Here is an 18,264-nt window from a genome sequence, read left to right as displayed (position 1 = left end):
AGAGATGACGAGGTGCCATGCTGACATGCATAGAAGGCGTCCTGAGCAAGGATGATGTGGCGGAGTTCCGCCGCATCATGGACGCCAGCGAATGGGAAGACGGCCGTTCCACCGCGGGCGCGCAGTCAGCAATGGTCAAGCGCAACGAGCAGTTGCCGCCGGATAGCGAGGTCGCGCGCAAGCTCGGCCATCGCATCATCTCGGCGTTGACGGCGAACCCGCGATTTCTGGCAGCCGCTATCCCGCTCCAGATCTTTTCGCCGCTGTTCAACCGCTATGCGGCGGACAGCGGCCACCATTTCGGCCTGCATGTCGACAACGCGATCCGCGGCGACCGGCTGACCGGCCTTCGCATCCGCACGGATCTTTCGGTCACGCTGTTCCTCAGCGAGCCCGAGGATTACGACGGTGGCGAACTTGTGATCGAGGACACCTACGGTTCGCACGAAGTCAAGTTGCCAGCCGGGGACTGCGTGCTCTATCCCTCGAGCAGCCTGCATCTGGTCACGCCGGTGACCAGAGGGGCGCGGGTTGCGTCTTTCTTCTGGCTTCAGAGCATGATACGGGACGATCAAGCCCGCAGCATGATCTTTGACCTCGACACCGCCATTCAGGCGCTAGTGGCACGGCTCGGGCGTGACGATCCCGAAACGGTCAAATTGACGGGTATCTATCACAACCTCATTCGCACCTGGGCCGAAGTATGAAGATTACATCTTTCCAAGCAAGCCTCGCTGCAGCCGTGCTGCTGACGGCCACCTGGCTCGCAGTGCCTGTTTCCGCCCAGGCACAAACCCAGCCGGCCCGGCCTGTTGCGGCACCTGCGGCTGCACCCACAGTCGCGGCACAGCCAAGTGCGGTTACGGCGCCCGCGCCATCGACAGCAGCCCCGGCGGCCGCTGCGCCCGTGGCCGCGACACCCGGCGCGTCCTCGACCGACGCTGTAGTTGCCCCGGCATCGGAGGCGGGCGCTGCGCCGAAGGCCGGCATCGCGCCGGCCATGAAGGAATTGTCGCCTTGGGTGATGTTCATGTCGGCGGACATCATCGTGAAAGCGGTGATGATCGGACTCGCCTTCGCCTCGCTGATGACCTGGACCGTCCTCATCGCGAAGTCGATCGAGCTGTCGGTCGCTTCCGCCAAGCTTCGTTCGGCGCTGAAGAAAACCGCGGAGGCGCGGTCGCTCGCGGAAGCGCAGATGGCGCTCGGTACGAAGCAGGGCATGTTGCCGTCCTTCGTCGCGGCAGCGCTGCGCGAGGCGCGAATGTCGGCCGGAATTTCCAGCGATACCGGTATCAAGGAGCGTGCGGCATCGAGCTTTGCCGAGATCATGCGCGCCGAGGCGCGGCGCATCCGCATCGGCATGGGCATACTCGCGACCATCGGCTCGACGTCGCCCTTCGTCGGCCTGTTCGGCACGGTCTGGGGCATCATGAACAGCTTCATCGGAATCTCGAAATCGCAGACCACAAACCTCGCCGTCGTTGCCCCCGGTATCGCCGAGGCGCTGCTCGCCACCGCCATCGGTCTCGTCGCCGCCATTCCTGCCGTCATCATCTACAATCACTTTTCGCGCGTGACGAAGAGCTATCTCGAGCTCGTCAGCCGCGCCTCGGGGGCGGCCGCCCGGCTGTTGTCGCGCGATCTCGATCGCAGCCATGGCAGCTCGCATTCGCGCGCCGCGGAGTAGGCCATGGCTGTTTCGCTCACAGACAATGATGACGACGACGATTTCTCGGAAACGCATGACATCAACGTCACGCCGTTCATCGACGTCATCCTGGTGCTGCTGATCATCTTCATGGTCGCAGCTCCGCTGTCCACGGTCGATCTGCCGATCGACCTGCCGACATCGAGCGCGATGCCGCAGAAGAAGCCGGACAAGCCGACCTATGTCAGCATCAAGCCCGATCTGACGCTTGCGATCGGAGAAAATACGGTCAAGCGGACCGACCTGGTCAGCTCGCTGGACGGGATCGCCGACATGAGCAAGGACAAGTATGTGTTCCTGCGCGCCGACAAGGTCGTACCCTACGGCGAGTTGATGGGCGTTATGGAAATCCTGCGGTCCGGCGGCTATTCTCGTATCAAGCTGGTGGCGCTCGAAGCACCTCCTGCGGCGGCGGGGCCGGCGCAAGGGGCGGTCCAACCCTGATGGCAGCGCGATGTCCGACCCTGTGATCGAAGCGAAACCATCCCGGCGGCTCTGGATTCTGGCCGCCATTGCGGCGATTGGCCTGCATCTTGGCGGGGCCGCGCTGGCGCTCGCCAACCTTCGAACCGATGACGGTGACGATGGCCTTGGTGCCAACGGCGCGGAATACGCCGTCGAAATGACCTCGCCGAAGCTCCCGGAGACGGATCTGCCGCCCGGACCGGACAGCGAAGCTTCGCAGTTCCAGCCGCAGCAGATGCAGCAGCAGGCCGAGGTCAAAGAGACCGATCTCCCGAAGGAAATACCTCAGGAAGCCGAAGACCCGGACCGCCTCGTCACCGAGAACGACTCCAAGAAGCCGGTTGAGGACACCACGAAGGTGGCCAAGGTCGAAACCCAGGCGGTCGAGGAAATGCCGAACGCGCAGGAATCGGCGAGGCAGGCGCTGAACGAAGACGCGCGCGAGGACGAGAAGGCGGCTGCGCCCCACCAGGGCATCGGCAAGGACATTCGCAAGCTGACGGCCGAATGGGGCAAGCGGATCAGCGCCTATTTCGAGCTGCACAAGCGCTATCCCAGGGACAAGAGCAAGACGACGACGGTCAAGCTCAGCCTGGTCCTGAACCGCCGCGGCAATGTCGTCTCCGTCGACGTGGCGGAATCGTCAGGAGATCCCGCTTTCGACAGCGAGGCAGTCTCCATGGTGCGCCGCTCGGATCCCGTGCCGGCCCCACCGGCCGAGCTCACGGACGATCAGTTCGCCTTCAGCTTGCCGGTGAATTTCAAGAAGCCGAAATAACCGATGGCTGTCAGCGCCAGTAGTATTTGATCGAGACGTAGACCACGATCAGGCAGGCGAAGATCAACGCCACCGGGAGCGGGCGCTTCTGGGTTCCACCGAACATCGTCGCACCGAATGTACCAGCGCTCTTCCGCTTGGGCGCCGGGCGCCGAAAGGCGGTAACATTATCCGCCACCGGCTCAGCCGGCCGTGTGCGCACATCGGGCGGGTTCCCGGCGCCGCCCATCTCCAGGTAGTAGGATTTGTAAACCTCGGCGATCGTCGCCTCGGCCGCCTCGCCCTCGCTCGTCCGCTCCAGCAGCTTTTTGTAGCCATCGAGAAAGCCCTGTGCGTCCGGAGGCAGCGCCGACAACCCATTCAGCTTGGCCATCATCTTCCAGGTGGCGAAATCGGCGCGGGCACGGGTGTCCGCGCGTCGCGCAATCAGCATATCGGCAGCTTTGACCAAGTTGGCCTCTAGCCCTTCGGCTTTGTCTTCAAGTGCAGGATCTTCAAGTGCAGGATCTTGAAGGGTACGGCTTCAACTACGCATTGCCGGTCAGCAAGAGAACAGCTTGAATCACATAACCGGTCAACGTTCGCAGTATTGCTGAAATAACATCAAGATTTAGACCGAACCGGGAACCGACCAGCGGCAGCAGGATCAAGAGCGCGATCAGGATCAGCATGCCGAACGGCTCGAGCCGCGACAGCGGCTGGGCGAGTGGGCGCGGCAACAGCCCAACCGCGACCCGACCGCCGTCGAGTGGTGGAATCGGCATCATGTTGAACACCGCCAGCACGGCGTTGATCAGCAGCGCATTCTTGAGATTGTCGAAGATCCATTGCGCCGAACCGGCGGGGACCCAGGGCAGGGCATGGAGGGCGAGGCCGGCGACGAGCGCCAGCAGGATGTTGGTCACAGGACCGGCCAAGGCGACCCAGACCATGTCCAGCCTCGGATTGTTGAGATTGCGAAAATTCACCGGCACCGGCTTGGCATAGCCGAACAGGAACGGCGAATGTGCAAACAGCAGCATCGCCGGGAGGATCAGGGTGCCGAACGGATCGATATGGCGAAGCGGGTTGAAGCTGACGCGGCCGAGCTGCCAGGCGGTGTTGTCGCCGAGCCGGTGCGCGACGAAGCCGTGCGCAGCCTCATGAAAGGTGATGGCGAGCACCAGTGGCAGCACCCACACCGAGAGGTCATAGAAGGAAATGTTCACGTCGCGTCTGTCCTGGTTTTGCCTGTCGCCTTGCAGACGACCTGGCCAAACCGGCGGTGCAGCAACGCTTCAGCTCAACATAGGGTGACCGGTTCCGAAATGCCACGCTGCAAATGATTGCCGTCACGCCGGAATCGTCGTCTCATATTGCACCAGGCCGTCGTCGAGCTTCAGCCAGGCGAGCTTTTCCGAGACCCAGATGTGCACGGTCGGCGCGAAAGCATTGCGGTCGTCGAAGGTAGTGAGGGAGACGCCCGCCAGTGTGCCGTTCCGCCGCCAGGAAAACAGCCGCGTGCCGCAAGTCTTGCAGAACACGCGGTCGATATTCTCGGACGATGCATAGCGGCCGGTGTCACCCTCGACGGTCAATGCTTTCTGGTCGAACTGGGCGCGGGCGAAGTAGGGCGAGCCCATTGCCTTCTGGCACATGCGGCAATGACAGATCCGCACGTTCAGCGGCTCGCCTTCCGCCTTGAACCGCACCGCGCCGCACAGGCATCCGCCTTCCCGGATCATGATGTCCTCAATAGGTCGCCCGTCCCCCGGAAATATCAAAGACTGCGCCGGTGGAGAAGGCACAATCTTCAGATGCAAGCCACGCTGCCATCGCGGCGAGCTCTTCGACCAGCACGAAACGCGCTTTGGGGATTTTCGACAGCATGAAATCGATATGCTGCTGCGTCATCTGGTCGAAGATCGCGGTTTTCGCTGCTGCCGGCGTCACCGCATTCACGAGAATGTCATGGGCGGCGAGCTCCTTGCCGAGCGACTTCGTCAGCGCGATCAGGCCGGCCTTGGACGCCGAATAGTGCGAGGCGTTCGGATTGCCTTCCTTGCCGGCGATCGAGGCGATGTTCACGATCCGCCCGTATTTCTGCTTGAGCATCGCGGGCACGATCGCCTTGCAGACGATGAAGGGGCCGTCGAGGTTGATGCGCAGCACCTTGCGCCATTCCTCGAGATCGGTCTCCCAGACCGGCTTGTTGACGCCGGCGATGCCGGCGTTGTTGACGAGGATGTCGATCTTGCCGAAGGCGGCGAGCGTCGCATCGCGGGCCTGCTCGACGCCTGGAGTGTCGGTGACGTCGACCTTGAAGACGCGGACGTTGTCGCCGATCTCTTTTGCGGTCTTCTCGGCCAGTGCGGCGTCGAAATCCCAGATCGCGACCTTGGCACCGGAGTCGACGAAGCGCTGCGTGATGGCGCGGCCAAAGCCCTGCGCGCCGCCGGTGACGACGGCGACGCGACCGTTGAGATCAATCTTGTTCATGAGACGTGATCCGAGTGATCAGAGCATGTAGCCGCCGTCGACGACGAGGTCGACGCCGGTGGTGAAGGCGCTTTCGTCGCTGCCGAGATAGATCGCCATGTTGGCGATTTCGTCGGCGGTGCCGAGCCGGCCCATCTTCTGGCGAGAGACGAACATCTCCTTGCCCTGCGGCCCTTGCGCGGCCGCGCGATCGAGCATCGAGGGCGTTTCGACGGTGCCGGGGCAGATCGAGTTGCAGCGGATGCCCTTGGTGATGAAGTCGAGCGCGACTGCGCGGGTCAGCAGCGACACCGCTGCTTTCGACGAGCTGTAGACGTAACGGTTGGCCGGCGGGCGTAGCGCCGCGCAAGACGAGATGTTGACGATGCTGCCGCCCCCACCTGCGAGCATGTCGGGCAGGAAGGCCCTGATGGTCCGGTGCATCGACTTGACGTTGAGGTCGAACGAGAAATCGAAATCCTCTTCCGAGCACTCCAGGATGGTGCCGTGATGCACGAAGCCGGCGGCGTTGAGCAGGATGTCGATCTTGCCGATGCGCTTGGCAAAGGCGTTGACGTCGGCGGTGTTGCGGACGTCGAGTTTTGCGACCTCGGCGATGCCTTCCTTGGTCAGGCCCGCGATGCCGCTCTCGTTGATGTCGGTGGCGATGACGGTCGCGCCCTCGCGCGCGAATGCGAGAGCGCATGCGCGCCCGATGCCAGCGGCCGCAGCCGTGATGACGGCGCGCTTACCCTTGAGGCGGTCTGCCATTTTCTTGTTCTCCTCACCTTGAATTTGATTGCTGTCGTCATTGCGAGCGAAGCGAAGCAATCCAGAATCTCACCACGGAGACAGACTGGATTGCTTCGTCGCTTCGCTCCTCGCAATGACGCGTGGTTAGTGATTATCCCGCGCGACGCCAAACGCGCCGGCGACGTTCTGGTAGCGCGTGGCGAGCTCCATGCAGGCGCCGGTGGCGTGCTGGCCGACGGTGTTGCGGTAGATCTCCTGCCACGGCGTCTGGTTCGGCGGATGCTTGAAGCCGCCATTGGCCTTCAGCTCGGCGTGCCGCTTCTTTACCTCGTCGTCCGATATCAGGATGTTGGCGCTGCCCTTGTTGAGGTCGATGCGGACCTTGTCGCCGTTCCTGAGGATCGCGAGCCCGCCATTGGCGGCGGCTTCCGGTGAAGCGTTGAGGATCGAGGGCGAGCCCGAGGTGCCGGACTGGCGGCCGTCGCCGATGCAGGGCAGGGCGAGGATGCCGCGCTTGATCAGTGCCGCCGGCGGCTGCATGTTCACGACCTCGGCGCCGCCGGGATAGCCGATCGGCCCGGTGCCGCGAATGAACAGCACGCAATGCTCGTCGATGTCGAGCGAGGCATCGTCGATCCGCTCGTGATAATCCTCCGGTCCCTCGAACACGATGGCGCGGCCCTCGAAGGCGTTGAGGTCCTTCGAATTGCTGAGATAGCGGTCGCGAAACTCCTTCGAGATCACGCTGGTCTTCATGATCGCGGAATCGAACAGGTTGCCCTTCAGCACCAGGAAGCCTGCGTCCTTCACCAGCGGCTTGTCGTAAGCCCAGATCACGTCGTTGTCGGGCTTGGGCGCATCCTTGCAGTTCTCGCCGATGCCGCGGCCGTTGACCGTGACGGCATCCTCATGGATGCGCTTGTGCTTCATCAATTCGCGCACCACGGCAGGCACGCCGCCGGCACGGTGGAATTCCTCGCCGAGATAGAAGCCGGCCGGCTGCATGTTCACCAGCAGCGGCACATCATGGCCGAATTTCTGCCAGTCGTCGATCGACAGCTCCACGCCGATATGGCGGGCCAGCGCGTTGATGTGGATCGGCGCGTTGGTCGAGCCGCCGATCGCCGAATTGATCACGATGCAGTTCTCGAACGCTTTTCGCGTCAGGATGTCCGAGGGCTTGAGGTCTTCCCAGACCATCTCGACGGCGCGCTTGCCGGTCTCGTAGGCGATCTGGCCGCGCTCGCGATAGGGCGCGGGGATCGCCGCGCAGCCCGGCAGCGAGAAGCCGAGCGCTTCGGCCAGGCCGTTCATGGTCGACGCCGTGCCCATGGTGTTGCAATGGCCGACCGAGGGCGCCGAGGACGCCACGATCTCCATGAATTCTTCGTAGTCGATCTCGCCGGCGGCAAGCCGCTCGCGCGACTTCCAGACGATGGTGCCGGAGCCGGTGCGCTCGCCATTGTGCCAGCCGTTGAGCATGGGACCGCCCGACAGCACGATCGCGGGCAGGTTCACGGTCGCCGCCGCCATCATGCAGGCCGGCGTGGTCTTGTCGCAGCCGGTGGTCAGCACCACGCCGTCGAGCGGATAGCCGTAGAGGATCTCGACCAGGCCGAGATAGGCGAGGTTGCGGTCGAGCGCCGCGGTCGGGCGCTTGCCGGTCTCCTGGATCGGGTGGGTCGGGAATTCCATCGCGATGCCGCCGGCCTCGCGGATACCCTCACGGACGCGGTGGGCCAGCTCGATGTGATGGCGGTTGCAGGGGGAGAGGTCGTTGCCGGTCTGGGCGATGCCGATGATCGGCTTGCCGGACTGCAACTCGGCGCGGGTGAGGCCGTAGTTCAGATAGCGCTCCAGATAGAGCGCGGTCATGCCCGGATTATGCGGATTGTTGAACCATTCCTGCGAGCGAAGGTGGCGGCGGGTGCCGTTACCGGCGGGCGCATGCCCATTGGTTGGCTTTTTTGTCATTGGTTTCTCCTTCAATGCAAACGCACGGGCCGACGTCCGCGATGTCGATCGATGCGATGCCCGGCAGCGCGAGCATGTAATGACGGCCCGCCTGCTGGCGAACGTTTCCTCACAAGTGCGATACTACTCATGGGTCGTTGGTAACGCTATCATTTTGTACGGCCGGCGCCCATTCCGGCGCACGTGGGCTGGCTGCCGACCGCTGCGTCTGCGAACTCTGCCGCTCGATCACCGTAAAGCCGAGATCGAGCACGGGCTCTTCGGGACGCTTGCCTTCGATCGCTTCGATCAGCATCGCGGCAGCCGCGCTGCCCATTTCGTAACGGTTGGTCCGTACGCTCGTCAGCGTCGGCACCGAGGAGGCCATGAATTCGAGGTCGTTGAAGCCGACGATCGCGATCTGATCGGGGATTGCGATCTCCCGGCGTCGGCATTCGAAGAGCACGCCGAGCGCGAGGTCGTCATTGGCGCAGAACACCGAGTCGATGCCGGGCTCGCGCGCGAGCAGATCGGCGAACAGCGCGCCGCCGAGAGTCACCGAGGTCGGCATCGCCGTCGTCACGATCAGTCTTTGGTCATAGAGGCCGAAGTCCTTCATCGCCGTGACATAGCCGTCGAGCCGGCGCTGCACCCGCGGGTCCATGCGCGCGCCGACGAAGCCGATCTTGCGGCGGCCCTGCGCGAACAAATGAGCGATCGCCGCGCGCGCTGCATCAAAGTGGGAAAAGCCGATCATCATGTCGACCGGATTGGACCCGATCTCCATGATCTGCACGATCGGGCAGTCGGCCGCCTCCAGCATCGCGCGCGATTCCGTGGTCTGGTCGATGCCTGTGACGATCAGTCCCGCCGGCTTCTGCGCCAGAAACAGGCGCAACAGCCTCTCCTCCTGAAGAATACTGTAGCGTGTGTTGGACAACTGAATCGAGTAACGGCTGTTTTCGGAGGCGTCATAGATGCCGCGCAGCACGTCGGAGAACACGTTATTGGTTAGTGACGGAATCAAGACACCGATCACCTCGGTGCGCTGCGAGGCCAGCGCGCGCGCCGCAAGGTTGGGCACATAGCCGAGCTCCCGGGCCGCGCTTTCGACTCGCGTCCGCTTGGCGACCGACAGCGCCTCGGGATTACGGAAGAAGCGGGACGCCGTAATCGGACTGACGCCGGCGAGCTCGGCGACTTCCGCCAGCCGAATCTTGCCAGACTTGGTGCGATTTCGACCCATTTGTTGCTCTTAACACAGCCACTCCCGCAAACAAAGGATCGTTGACAGCGCTACCAGCAACGACTAACCAAAGACCAAATTGCCAAAGCCGCACAAACTGCCGACAATGCCGCTTGCTAACAGCGGACTCCGTGTCGGCGAAGTTCAGAAAAACAAGACGGTGGCGGTGCAACAGATGCGCCGTCTAAGTCGGAGGAGGGAGCTAGATGTCGTCTGTGCAAATCCGCGACGTGCGGAAATCGTTCGGCAATTTTGAAGTCCTGCACGGCGTGTCGATCCCGATCGAGGACGGCCAGTTCGTCGTCCTGGTTGGCCCCTCCGGCTGCGGCAAGTCGACGCTTCTGCGCATGCTCGCAGGCCTCGAGAATATCAGTTCCGGCACGATCTCGATCGGCGACCGCGTCGTCAACAATGTCCAGCCCAAGGAGCGGGACATTGCGATGGTGTTTCAGAACTACGCGCTCTATCCGCACATGACGGTCGGCGAGAACATGGGCTTCTCGCTGAAATTGCGGAACGCGGGCTCCGACGAGATCAACAAGCGCGTGAAGCGCGCCGCCGAAATCCTTGCGCTGTCGCCGCTGCTCGAGCGTTATCCGCGCCAGCTCTCCGGCGGTCAGCGCCAGCGCGTCGCCATGGGCCGCGCCATCGTGCGCGATCCCCAGGTGTTCCTGTTCGACGAGCCGTTGTCGAACCTTGACGCCAAGTTGCGCGTCGCCATGCGCACCGAGATCAAGGAGCTGCACCAGCGGCTCAAGACCACGACCGTCTACGTCACCCACGATCAGATCGAGGCCATGACCATGGCCGACAAGATCGTCGTGATGCATGACGGCATCGTCGAGCAGATGGGCACGCCGCTCGAGCTTTATGACAAGCCCGACAATCAGTTCGTCGCTGGCTTCATCGGCTCTCCCTCGATGAATTTCCTCAAAGGCCACGTGCGCGTCAACGGCGTCGCCACCTTCGAAGGTCCGAACGGCGTCAAGCTGCCGCTCAAGACCGCGCCGGCGGGATCCGACGGCAAGCCGGTCGTTTACGGTGTGCGGCCCGAGCACTTCACCATTGCCGACGACGGTGCAGATGCAGAGATCCTGGTGGTCGAGCCGACCGGCTCGGAGACCCAGGTGTTCGCGAAGGTCGGCGGCGAGCAGGTCGTTGCGGTCTTCCGTGAGCGCCACCAGTTCAATCCGGGCGACAAGGTCAAGCTGAAGCCCGACCCGGCGCTGGTGCATCTGTTCGACGAGGCGACGGGTAAGCGCATATAACGACTTTACGTGACGTAAGACGACCAAATACAAAATATAAAATTCAGGGAGAGAACGATGAGCCATTTCGACAGGCGTAGTGTGCTTAAAGCCAGCCTGGGCGGCGCAGCTTTGCTCGCCGGCACGGGGATCGTCCCGGTGCGTGCTGCAGAGTGGACCAACACGCCGGAGCCGAACGCCTCCATCCGCGTGCTGCGCTGGAAGCAGTTCATCCAGGCCGAGTTCGACAAGTTCGCCGAGCAGACCAAGAAATTCTCCGAGAAGACCGGCATCAAGGTCAAGCTCGAGGCCGAGAGCTGGGAAGACATCCGTCCCAAGGCCGCGGTCGCCGCCAATGTCGGCGCCGGTCCGGACCTGATCATCGGCACGCTCGACGATCCCTTCAAATTCCCCGAGAAGCTGATCGACGTCACCGACGTCGCTGATTATCTCGGCAAACAGTATGGCGGCTGGTATCCGGTTGCCGAGCGCTACGGCAAGAAGGGCAAGAACTGGATCGCCATTCCGCAGGGCGCGACCGGCGGCTGCCTCAATTACCGCATCAGCCACGTGAAGGCCGCGGGCTTCGAGGAATTCCCCAAGGACACCGCCGGCTTCCTCAAGCTGTGCCAGGCCCTGAAGAAGAACAACACGCCGGCCGGCTTCGCGCTCGGCCATGCCACGGGTGATGCCAACGGCTGGTGCCAGTGGGCGCTGTGGGCGTTTGGCGGCAAGGTCGTCAACGACAAGAACGAGGTCGTGATCGACTCGCCGGAAACGGTCGCTGCGATCGAATACGTCAAGCAGCTCTACGCGACGTTCATTCCGGGCGTGCTGTCGTGGAACGACTCGAACAACAACAAGGCCTTCCTGAACGGCGAACTGAGTCTCACCCTGAACGGCATCTCGATCTGGACTGTCGGCAAGAACTCCCCTGATCCCAAGCAGCAGGAGATTGCCAAGGACATGAACCACGCGCCGATGCCGATCGGACCCGTGGGCGTGCCGACCGAGCAGCAGAACGTCCTGGTCTACTACGGCTACAAGCACTCGAAGTATCCGAAGGCCGTCAAGGAATACATCAAGTTCATGATGGACAAGGAGAACTACGACGCCTGGGAGGTCGCCTCCAACGGCTACGTCTCGCCGCCGCTCCCGGCCTACAACGACAACCCGGTCTGGACCTCCGACCCGAAGATCACGCCGTATCGTGACTGCCTGAAGCGCTGCCGTGACAACGGCTATGCTGGCGATCTCGGCTACGCCTCGGCCGCCGTCATGGGCGACTTCGTCGTGGTCGACATGTTCGCGGAAGCCGCCGCCGGACAGGTTACGCCAAAGGAAGCAGCAGCCCGCGCCGCCGAGCGCGCCAAGCGCTACTACCAGGTCTGATCCGCTACTGCGGCGGCGTCCGGTTTGCTGGGCGCCGCCGTTGTCGTTCTATAAGGGGAGTCCGCATGGCAGTTATGGCCGAGCCCGTTGCCACGCCTTTGAGGCGCAGCAGCCTGTGGTCAAGAGCGTTCGAAAGCCGGAATTTCCTCGGCGCCATGTTCATGGTGCCGGCGATCGCCATCCTGATCCTGTTTCTGGCCTATCCGCTCGTGCTGGGCTTCTGGCTCGGCATGACCGACACCAAGATCGGCGGCGTCGGCCATTACATCGGCTTCCGGAACTTCGTTTCGCTGTCCAAGGACTCCGTGTTCTGGCTGTCGGTGTTCAACACCATTTTCTACACGGTGTTCGCGAGCATCGTGAAATTCGCGATCGGACTCTACCTAGCCCTGCTCCTCAACGAGCGGCTGCCGTTCAAGTCGATAGTCCGCGCCATCGTGTTGCTGCCCTTCGTGGTGCCGACCGTGCTGTCGGCGATCGCCTTCTGGTGGATCTATGACAGCCAGTTCTCGATCATCTCTTGGGTGTTGATCAAAGCGGGCATCTTGACCCATTACATCGATTTCCTCGGGGATCCCTGGAATGCGCGCTGGTCGGTCGTCCTCGCCAACATCTGGCGCGGCGTGCCCTTTGTCGCCATCACGCTGCTGGCGGGATTGCAAACCATCTCGCCCGCGCTCTACGAGGCCGCCAATCTCGATGGCGCCACCAATCTGCAGCGCTTCCGCCACATTACGTTGCCGATGCTGTCGCCGATCATCGCGGTCGTGATGACATTCTCGGTGCTGATGACATTCACCGACTTCCAGCTGATCTACACCATCACGCGCGGCGGCCCGATCAACGCGACACATCTGATGGCGACGCTGTCGTTCCAGCGCGCGATCACGGGCGGCAATCTCGGCGAAGGCGCGGCGATCTCGAACGCGATGATCCCGTTCCTGGTCGCGGCAATCCTGTTGAGCTTCTTCGGGCTTCAGCGCTCTCGCTGGCAGCAGGGCGGGAGGGACTGATCATGACCACCGTGGACGACCAAAGCGTCGGAACGGACTACCTCGAGAGTTTCCCGCGGAAGCTCCTCCGCGTCTACCTTCCGCTCGGCCTGATCATCGTCTTCCTGCTGTTTCCGTTCTATTGGATGGCGGTGACGACGTTCAAGCCGGACGCGGAGATGTACGATTATGAGAAGTACAATCCGTTCCTGATCGCGCACCCGACGCTCGAGCACGTCAAGAAGCTGTTCTTCGACACCGACTACCCGTTGTGGATGTGGAACACCGTCATCGTGTCGGTGTCCTCGACCTTCATCTCGTTGTTCGCCAGCGTCTGCGCCGCCTATGCGATCGAGCGTCTCCGCTACAAGGGCTCGCGCTATGTCGGCCTGGCAATCTTTCTCGGCTATCTCGTCCCGCCCTCGATCCTGTTCATTCCGCTGGCGGCGATCGTGTTCCAGCTCGGCCTGTTCGACGGCAATCTGGCGCTGATCCTGACCTATCCGACCTTCCTGATCCCGTTCTGCACCTGGCTCCTGATGGGTTATTTCCGCACCATTCCTTACGAGCTTGAGGAATGCGCGCTGATCGACGGGGCGACGCGGCTGCAGATCCTGACCAAGATCACGCTGCCGCTGTCGCTTCCGGGGGTGATCTCGGCGGGCATCTTCGCCTTCACGTTGTCCTGGAACGAGTTCATCTACGCGCTGACCTTCATCTCCTCGTCGGAGAACAAGACGATTCCCGTCGGCGCCATCACCGAGCTCGTCAATGGCGACGTCTACCATTGGGGCGCCCTGATGGCGGCGGCCCTGACTGGCTCGGTCCCCGTAGTTATCCTTTATTCCTTCTTCGTAGAGTACTATGTGTCGGCGATGACCGGCGCCGTGAAGGAATGATCGCGGGGTCTGCCTGAGAGCGCACCGACACGTTTCAAGAGCGGTGCGCTCCGGCCAAGAAGAAGGAGTAGGCTCTTGCACATTCTGGTTCTGGGCGCTGCCGGCATGGTCGGCCGCAAATTGTGTGAACGGCTGTTGCGCGACGGCCGGCTTGGCAAGAGCGACATCACCAAATTGACCATGCACGACGTGGTCGAGCCCAGGAAGCCGGAAAATGCCGGTTTTGCCGTTGAGACCGTGTCGGGCGATTTCGCTGTCCCCGGTGCTGCCGAGAAGCTGGTCGCCGGCCGTCCCGACGTGATCTTCCACCTCGCCGCGATCGTCTCGGGCGAAGCCGAGCTCGATTTCGACAAGGGCTACCGCATCAACCTCGACGGCACGCGGATGCTGCTCGACGCTGTCAGGCTTGTCGGCGGCGGCTACAAGCCGCGCGTGGTGTTCACGTCCTCGATCGCGGTGTTCGGCGCACCATTCCCGGATGCGATCGGCGACGAGTTCTTCCACACGCCGCTGCTCAGCTACGGCACGCAGAAGGCAATCGGAGAACTGCTGCTTGCGGATTATTCGCGCCGCGGCTTCCTCGACGGCATCGGCATCCGGCTGCCGACCATCTGCATCCGGCCCGGCCTGCCCAATAAGGCGGCATCCGGCTTCTTTTCCAACATCCTGCGCGAACCGCTCGCCGGCAAGGAAGCGGTCCTCCCGGTGTCCGAGGACGTCCGCCACTGGCACGCCACGCCGCGCTCGGCGGTTGGCTTCCTGCTGCATGCCAGCACCATGGATCTCGCCAAGGTGGGTCCGCGACGCAATCTGACCATGCCCGGCTTCTCGGCAACGGTCGGCGAGCAGATTGCAGCGCTCAGGCGGGTCGCCGGCGACAAGGTCGCCGCGCGCATCAAGCATGAGCCGGATCCGTTCATCGTCGGCATCGTCGGCGGCTGGCCGCGCAATTTCGAGGCGAAGCGGGCGCGCGAACTCGGCTTCACCACCGAAGAGAAGACCTTCGACGATATTATCCGCATTCACATCGAAGACGAGCTCGGCGGCAATTTCGTCGCCTGATCGTCCGAGATGAACAGCTTGGATTTGACGATGGCGAGCGTTGCTTGCATCGGTGAATGCATGGTCGAGCTCCGGCAGGCCCAGGGCGGACAGTCCAGTGGGCAGGGCGGCGGCCTCTACTCGCGCGGCTTCGGCGGCGACACCCTCAACACGGCAGTGTATCTGGCGCGGCTCGAGGTCAAGGTCGATTATCTCACCGCGCTTGGCGATGACGGCTTGAGCGACGAGATGATTGCTGCCTGGAATGCGGAGGGCGTCGGCACCCGCCGCGTGGTGCGGCTGCCGGGCAAGCTGCCCGGCCTCTACATGATCCAGCTCGATGCCAATGGCGAGCGCCAGTTCTTCCACTGGCGCGACAGTGCCGCGGCGCGCCAGCTGATGAGCCTGCCGGAGACCGGCGAGCTGCTCAACTCGCTGATGAGCTACGACATCGTCTATCTCTCTGCGATCACGCTCTCGATCTACGACGCGGCCGGGCGCGAGCGCCTGTTCGCGGCGATCAAGCGCGCGCGCTTGCTCGGCACCCGCTTCGTGTTCGACACCAATTTTCGTGCACGCGGCTGGCCGGACCGCGATATCGCGCGCGAGGTGTTTGCCGCGGCGTTTGCGGGCGCCGATATCGTGCTGACCTCGACCGAGGATCTGCTCGCGCTCTATCCCGGCGAGAGCCCTGAGCAATTGATGGCACGAATCCCCACGCCCGAGCTGGTGTTCCGGCTCGCCGAGCCAATCAGCCTGCTGCGCCATGCCGGTGGAACGAGCGAGGTCCGCGCCGAACCAATGACCAAGCCGGTCGTTGACACCACGGCCGCCGGCGACAGCTTTGCCGCGGCCTATATCGCGGCCCGGCTCGGCGGTTCCGATTCCGTTGAGGCGGCTCAGGCCGGGCATCGGCTCGCCAGCCTCGTGATCTGCTATCCCGGCGCCATCATTCCGGGCTATGCCATGCCACCGAAGAGGCGGCACCGGCCGGCGACCTCTCGTCAAGCGACCAAGTAAGATCGAGACCCCATGACCACGACTGCCCAACAGAACCACCTCGTCGCGCTGTTCAAGGCCGCGATCGTCATTCCGGTGCTCACCATCGAGCGAATTCAGGACGCCGTGCCGCTCGCGCGTGCACTGGTTGCCGGCGGCGTCCGCACGCTGGAGGTGACCATGCGCACCCCCGTTGCGATCGAGGCGGCGAGGGCGATGATGGCGGAAGTGCCCGAGGCGATCGTCGGCATCGGCACGATTCTCAACCCGGCCGACTTCACCCGTGTCGAGAAGCTCGGCGTCGCGTTCGGCATCAGCCCGGGCCTGACCCCAGATCTGTTGAAGGTCGCCGCCCACAGCTCCTTGCCGTTTGCACCGGGCATCGCCACGGCGTCGGAACTGATGCTGGCGCTGTCCTACGGCCTCGACGTCGCAAAATTCTTCCCGGCCGAGCAGGCCGGCGGCATCAAGGGCCTGCGCTCGCTGGGTGGGCCGTTCCCGAATGTGCGGTTCTGCCCGACTGGCGGGATCGGGGAGGCCAATGCCGCGACCTGGCTCGCCGAGTCCAATGTGGTTGCGGTTGGCGGTTCCTGGCTGTGCCCGCCGGCCGAGATCAAGGCCGGGAACTGGGCTGGCATAACTGCCATCTGCCAGCGCACCCTCCAGGCCCTTAAACCTGCGTGAAGTCTTGCCATCGCTGGGCTAAGACTTAGCTCAGCAAGAGAGCGCCAGGGAGAAAAGACCATGACCGCCAGCATCGTCGGATGGGCGCATACGCCGTTCGGCAAGTTCGACACCGAAACTGTCGAAAGCCTCGTCACGCGCGTCGCCAATGAGGCGATGGCCGATGCCGGCATTTCGGCCTCCGACGTCGACGAGATCGTGCTCGGCCATTTCAACGCCGGCTTCTCGGCGCAGGATTTTACCGCCTCGCTGGTGCTCCAGGCCGACCCGAAGCTGCGCTTCAAGCCGACGACCCGCGTCGAGAATGCCTGCGCCACGGGCTCCGCCGCCGTGCATCAGGGTGTTCGTGCGATCGCAGCCGGTGCTGCCAAAATCGTGCTGGTCGTCGGCGTCGAGCAGATGACCCGGACGCCGGGGCCGGAGATCGGCAAGAACTTGCTCAAGGCCTCCTATCTGCCTGAGGACGGCGACACCGTCGGCGGCTTCGCCGGCGTGTTCGGCAAGATCGCCAGCTCCTACTTCCAGAAATACGGCGACCAGTCCGACGCGCTGGCGCTGATTGCGGCGAAGAACCACAAGAACGGCGTCGCCAATCCCTTCGCCCAGATGCGCAAGGATTTTGGCTTCGAGTTCTGCCGCGCCGAGAGCGAGAAGAACCCGTATGTCGCGGGTCCGCTGAAGCGCACCGACTGCTCGCTGGTCTCCGACGGCGCGGCTGCGCTGGTGCTGGCCGATGCGGAAACCGCGAAGGGCATGGGCAAGTCGATCGGCTTCCGCGCCACCGCGCATGCCCAGGATTTTTTGCCGATGTCCAAGCGCGACATTCTGCAATTCGAGGGCTGCACGGTCGCCTGGCAGCGCGCGCTGGAGCAGGCCGGCGTGACGCTGTCCGATCTCTCCTTCGTCGAGACCCATGACTGCTTCACCGTCGCCGAGCTGATCGAATACGAAGCGATGGGCCTGACGCCGAAGGGGCAGGGTGCTCGTGCCATCAAGGAAGGCTGGACGCTCAAGGACGGCAAGCTGCCTGTCAATCCGTCCGGCGGGTTGAAGGCCAAGGGCCATCCGATCGGCGCCACCGGCGTCTCCATGCATGTGATGACCGCGATGCAGCTCGCAGGACAGGCGCCAGAGGGCATGCAGCTGAAGGACGCCAAGCTTGGCGGCATCTTCAACATGGGTGGCGCCGCCGTTGCCAATTACGTCTCCGTCCTGGAGCCGCTGAAGTAAGCTCAGTCCTGTAGGGTGGGCAAAGGCGCGCAAGCGCCGTGCCCACTACCTTGTTTGTGCTAGATCATGGTGGGCACGCTACGCTTTGCCTACCCTACGGCTCCTGATCGATTTGCGAGACCTATATCATGGGCAATGACTACGAATCTTCGCTGTCGATGGACGCCCTCAACGATCGCATCGCGATCCTCGAGGACAATATCCGCCAGCTGATCGAGCAGGCCGCGGCCGCCTCGGGCGAGCAGAACGAGTCGCGAATTGCCGACCGCATCAATCAGCAGAACGACGAGCTCGACCGTCTCCTCAAGGTTCGCGAATCCCGCCAGAAGAAATAGCGCCGCTGTGCGGCGCATGCAGCCATACGCCGGCCGCCCTTGCGCGCGCGGCGCCCCTGCCTTTAGCTGGACCGAAATCGCG

The 18,264-nt window shown here is 63.2% G+C and carries 20 protein-coding genes; 13 read left to right on the top strand and 7 right to left on the bottom strand.

Annotated features, from left to right (window positions below):
• Positions 1–17 precede the first annotated feature (17 nt).
• The 4 genes from ABIA96_RS10330 to tolA are packed head-to-tail and all read left to right on the top strand — an operon-like array spanning position 18 to position 2,954.
• The gene (locus tag ABIA96_RS10330; protein ID WP_354136927.1) at positions 18–707 is read left to right on the top strand and encodes a Fe2+-dependent dioxygenase; all 690 of its coding nucleotides are present in this window, start codon (positions 18–20) and stop codon (positions 705–707) included.
• On the top strand, positions 704–1,690 hold the full coding sequence (exbB, locus tag ABIA96_RS10325) for a tonB-system energizer ExbB (protein WP_354136926.1): 987 nt from the start codon (positions 704–706) through the stop codon (positions 1,688–1,690). Before ABIA96_RS10330 ends, exbB begins: the two co-directional genes overlap by 4 nt.
• A gap of 3 nt (positions 1,691–1,693) precedes the next feature.
• The gene (gene exbD / locus ABIA96_RS10320; protein WP_354136925.1) at positions 1,694–2,155 is read left to right on the top strand and encodes a TonB system transport protein ExbD; all 462 of its coding nucleotides are present in this window, start codon (positions 1,694–1,696) and stop codon (positions 2,153–2,155) included.
• 10 nt (positions 2,156–2,165) lie between these two features.
• Positions 2,166–2,954 carry a cell envelope integrity protein TolA gene (gene tolA, locus ABIA96_RS10315; protein WP_354136924.1) on the top strand — a complete coding sequence of 263 codons (789 nt, stop codon included), beginning with the start codon at positions 2,166–2,168 and terminating at the stop codon, positions 2,952–2,954.
• A 10-nt stretch (positions 2,955–2,964) separates the two neighbouring features.
• Here tolA and ABIA96_RS10310 read toward each other — a convergent pair whose 3' ends face one another.
• The 7 genes from ABIA96_RS10310 to gntR all read right to left on the bottom strand — a co-directional run bounded on the left by ABIA96_RS10310 (position 2,965) and on the right by gntR (position 9,363).
• Positions 2,965–3,387, bottom strand: coding sequence for a hypothetical protein (locus ABIA96_RS10310; RefSeq protein ID WP_354137128.1), 423 nt, complete (start codon positions 3,385–3,387; stop codon positions 2,965–2,967).
• Positions 3,388–3,481: 94 nt separating this feature from the next.
• Positions 3,482–4,162 (bottom strand): site-2 protease family protein, encoded by a 681-nt coding sequence (locus ABIA96_RS10305; RefSeq protein WP_354136923.1) that lies wholly within the window; start codon positions 4,160–4,162, stop codon positions 3,482–3,484.
• Positions 4,163–4,285: 123 nt separating this feature from the next.
• A complete protein-coding gene (locus tag ABIA96_RS10300) occupies positions 4,286–4,678 on the bottom strand; it encodes a GFA family protein (protein ID WP_354136922.1) in 393 nt (130 codons plus the stop codon).
• A 7-nt stretch (positions 4,679–4,685) separates the two neighbouring features.
• Complete coding sequence (locus ABIA96_RS10295; RefSeq protein WP_354136921.1) at positions 4,686–5,432, bottom strand: SDR family NAD(P)-dependent oxidoreductase; 747 nt, start codon at positions 5,430–5,432, stop codon at positions 4,686–4,688.
• Between the two features lie 18 nt (positions 5,433–5,450).
• A complete protein-coding gene (locus ABIA96_RS10290) occupies positions 5,451–6,182 on the bottom strand; it encodes an SDR family oxidoreductase (protein ID WP_354136920.1) in 732 nt (243 codons plus the stop codon).
• Between the two features lie 126 nt (positions 6,183–6,308).
• Positions 6,309–8,138, bottom strand: coding sequence for an IlvD/Edd family dehydratase (locus ABIA96_RS10285; protein ID WP_354136919.1), 1,830 nt, complete (start codon positions 8,136–8,138; stop codon positions 6,309–6,311).
• 127 nt (positions 8,139–8,265) lie between these two features.
• A complete protein-coding gene (gene gntR / locus ABIA96_RS10280) occupies positions 8,266–9,363 on the bottom strand; it encodes an HTH-type transcriptional regulator GntR (RefSeq protein WP_354136918.1) in 1,098 nt (365 codons plus the stop codon).
• A gap of 206 nt (positions 9,364–9,569) precedes the next feature.
• On the opposite strand from gntR, the gene ABIA96_RS10275 reads away from it, so the two are divergent.
• From ABIA96_RS10275 to ABIA96_RS10235, 9 genes are all read left to right on the top strand, one after another.
• Positions 9,570–10,631: an ABC transporter ATP-binding protein gene (locus ABIA96_RS10275; protein WP_354136917.1), complete on the top strand. Its 1,062-nt coding sequence runs from the start codon at positions 9,570–9,572 to the stop codon at positions 10,629–10,631.
• A 57-nt stretch (positions 10,632–10,688) separates the two neighbouring features.
• Positions 10,689–12,002 carry an ABC transporter substrate-binding protein gene (locus ABIA96_RS10270; RefSeq protein WP_354136916.1) on the top strand — a complete coding sequence of 438 codons (1,314 nt, stop codon included), beginning with the start codon at positions 10,689–10,691 and terminating at the stop codon, positions 12,000–12,002.
• Between the two features lie 65 nt (positions 12,003–12,067).
• Positions 12,068–13,015: a carbohydrate ABC transporter permease gene (locus tag ABIA96_RS10265; protein ID WP_354136915.1), complete on the top strand. Its 948-nt coding sequence runs from the start codon at positions 12,068–12,070 to the stop codon at positions 13,013–13,015.
• A gap of 2 nt (positions 13,016–13,017) precedes the next feature.
• Positions 13,018–13,893 (top strand): carbohydrate ABC transporter permease, encoded by an 876-nt coding sequence (locus ABIA96_RS10260; protein WP_354136914.1) that lies wholly within the window; start codon positions 13,018–13,020, stop codon positions 13,891–13,893.
• A gap of 75 nt (positions 13,894–13,968) precedes the next feature.
• Positions 13,969–14,955 carry a D-erythronate dehydrogenase gene (denD, locus tag ABIA96_RS10255; protein WP_354136913.1) on the top strand — a complete coding sequence of 329 codons (987 nt, stop codon included), beginning with the start codon at positions 13,969–13,971 and terminating at the stop codon, positions 14,953–14,955.
• A 30-nt stretch (positions 14,956–14,985) separates the two neighbouring features.
• Positions 14,986–15,954, top strand: coding sequence for a sugar kinase (locus tag ABIA96_RS10250; protein ID WP_354136912.1), 969 nt, complete (start codon positions 14,986–14,988; stop codon positions 15,952–15,954).
• A gap of 12 nt (positions 15,955–15,966) precedes the next feature.
• Positions 15,967–16,617, top strand: a complete 651-nt coding sequence (eda, locus tag ABIA96_RS10245) for a bifunctional 4-hydroxy-2-oxoglutarate aldolase/2-dehydro-3-deoxy-phosphogluconate aldolase (protein WP_354136911.1) — start codon at positions 15,967–15,969, stop codon at positions 16,615–16,617.
• 60 nt (positions 16,618–16,677) lie between these two features.
• Positions 16,678–17,847 carry an acetyl-CoA acetyltransferase gene (locus ABIA96_RS10240; protein WP_354136910.1) on the top strand — a complete coding sequence of 390 codons (1,170 nt, stop codon included), beginning with the start codon at positions 16,678–16,680 and terminating at the stop codon, positions 17,845–17,847.
• 128 nt (positions 17,848–17,975) lie between these two features.
• Positions 17,976–18,182, top strand: a complete 207-nt coding sequence (locus ABIA96_RS10235) for a hypothetical protein (RefSeq protein WP_354136909.1) — start codon at positions 17,976–17,978, stop codon at positions 18,180–18,182.
• Positions 18,183–18,264 lie beyond the last annotated feature (82 nt).

Origin of the sequence: Bradyrhizobium sp. LB11.1 (genome assembly GCF_040549385.1) — a bacterium.
Lineage (GTDB): Bacteria > Pseudomonadota > Alphaproteobacteria > Rhizobiales > Xanthobacteraceae > Bradyrhizobium.
The sequence above is the reverse complement of the archived record's forward strand: the minus strand, read 5'-3'. Positions and strand labels throughout refer to the sequence as shown.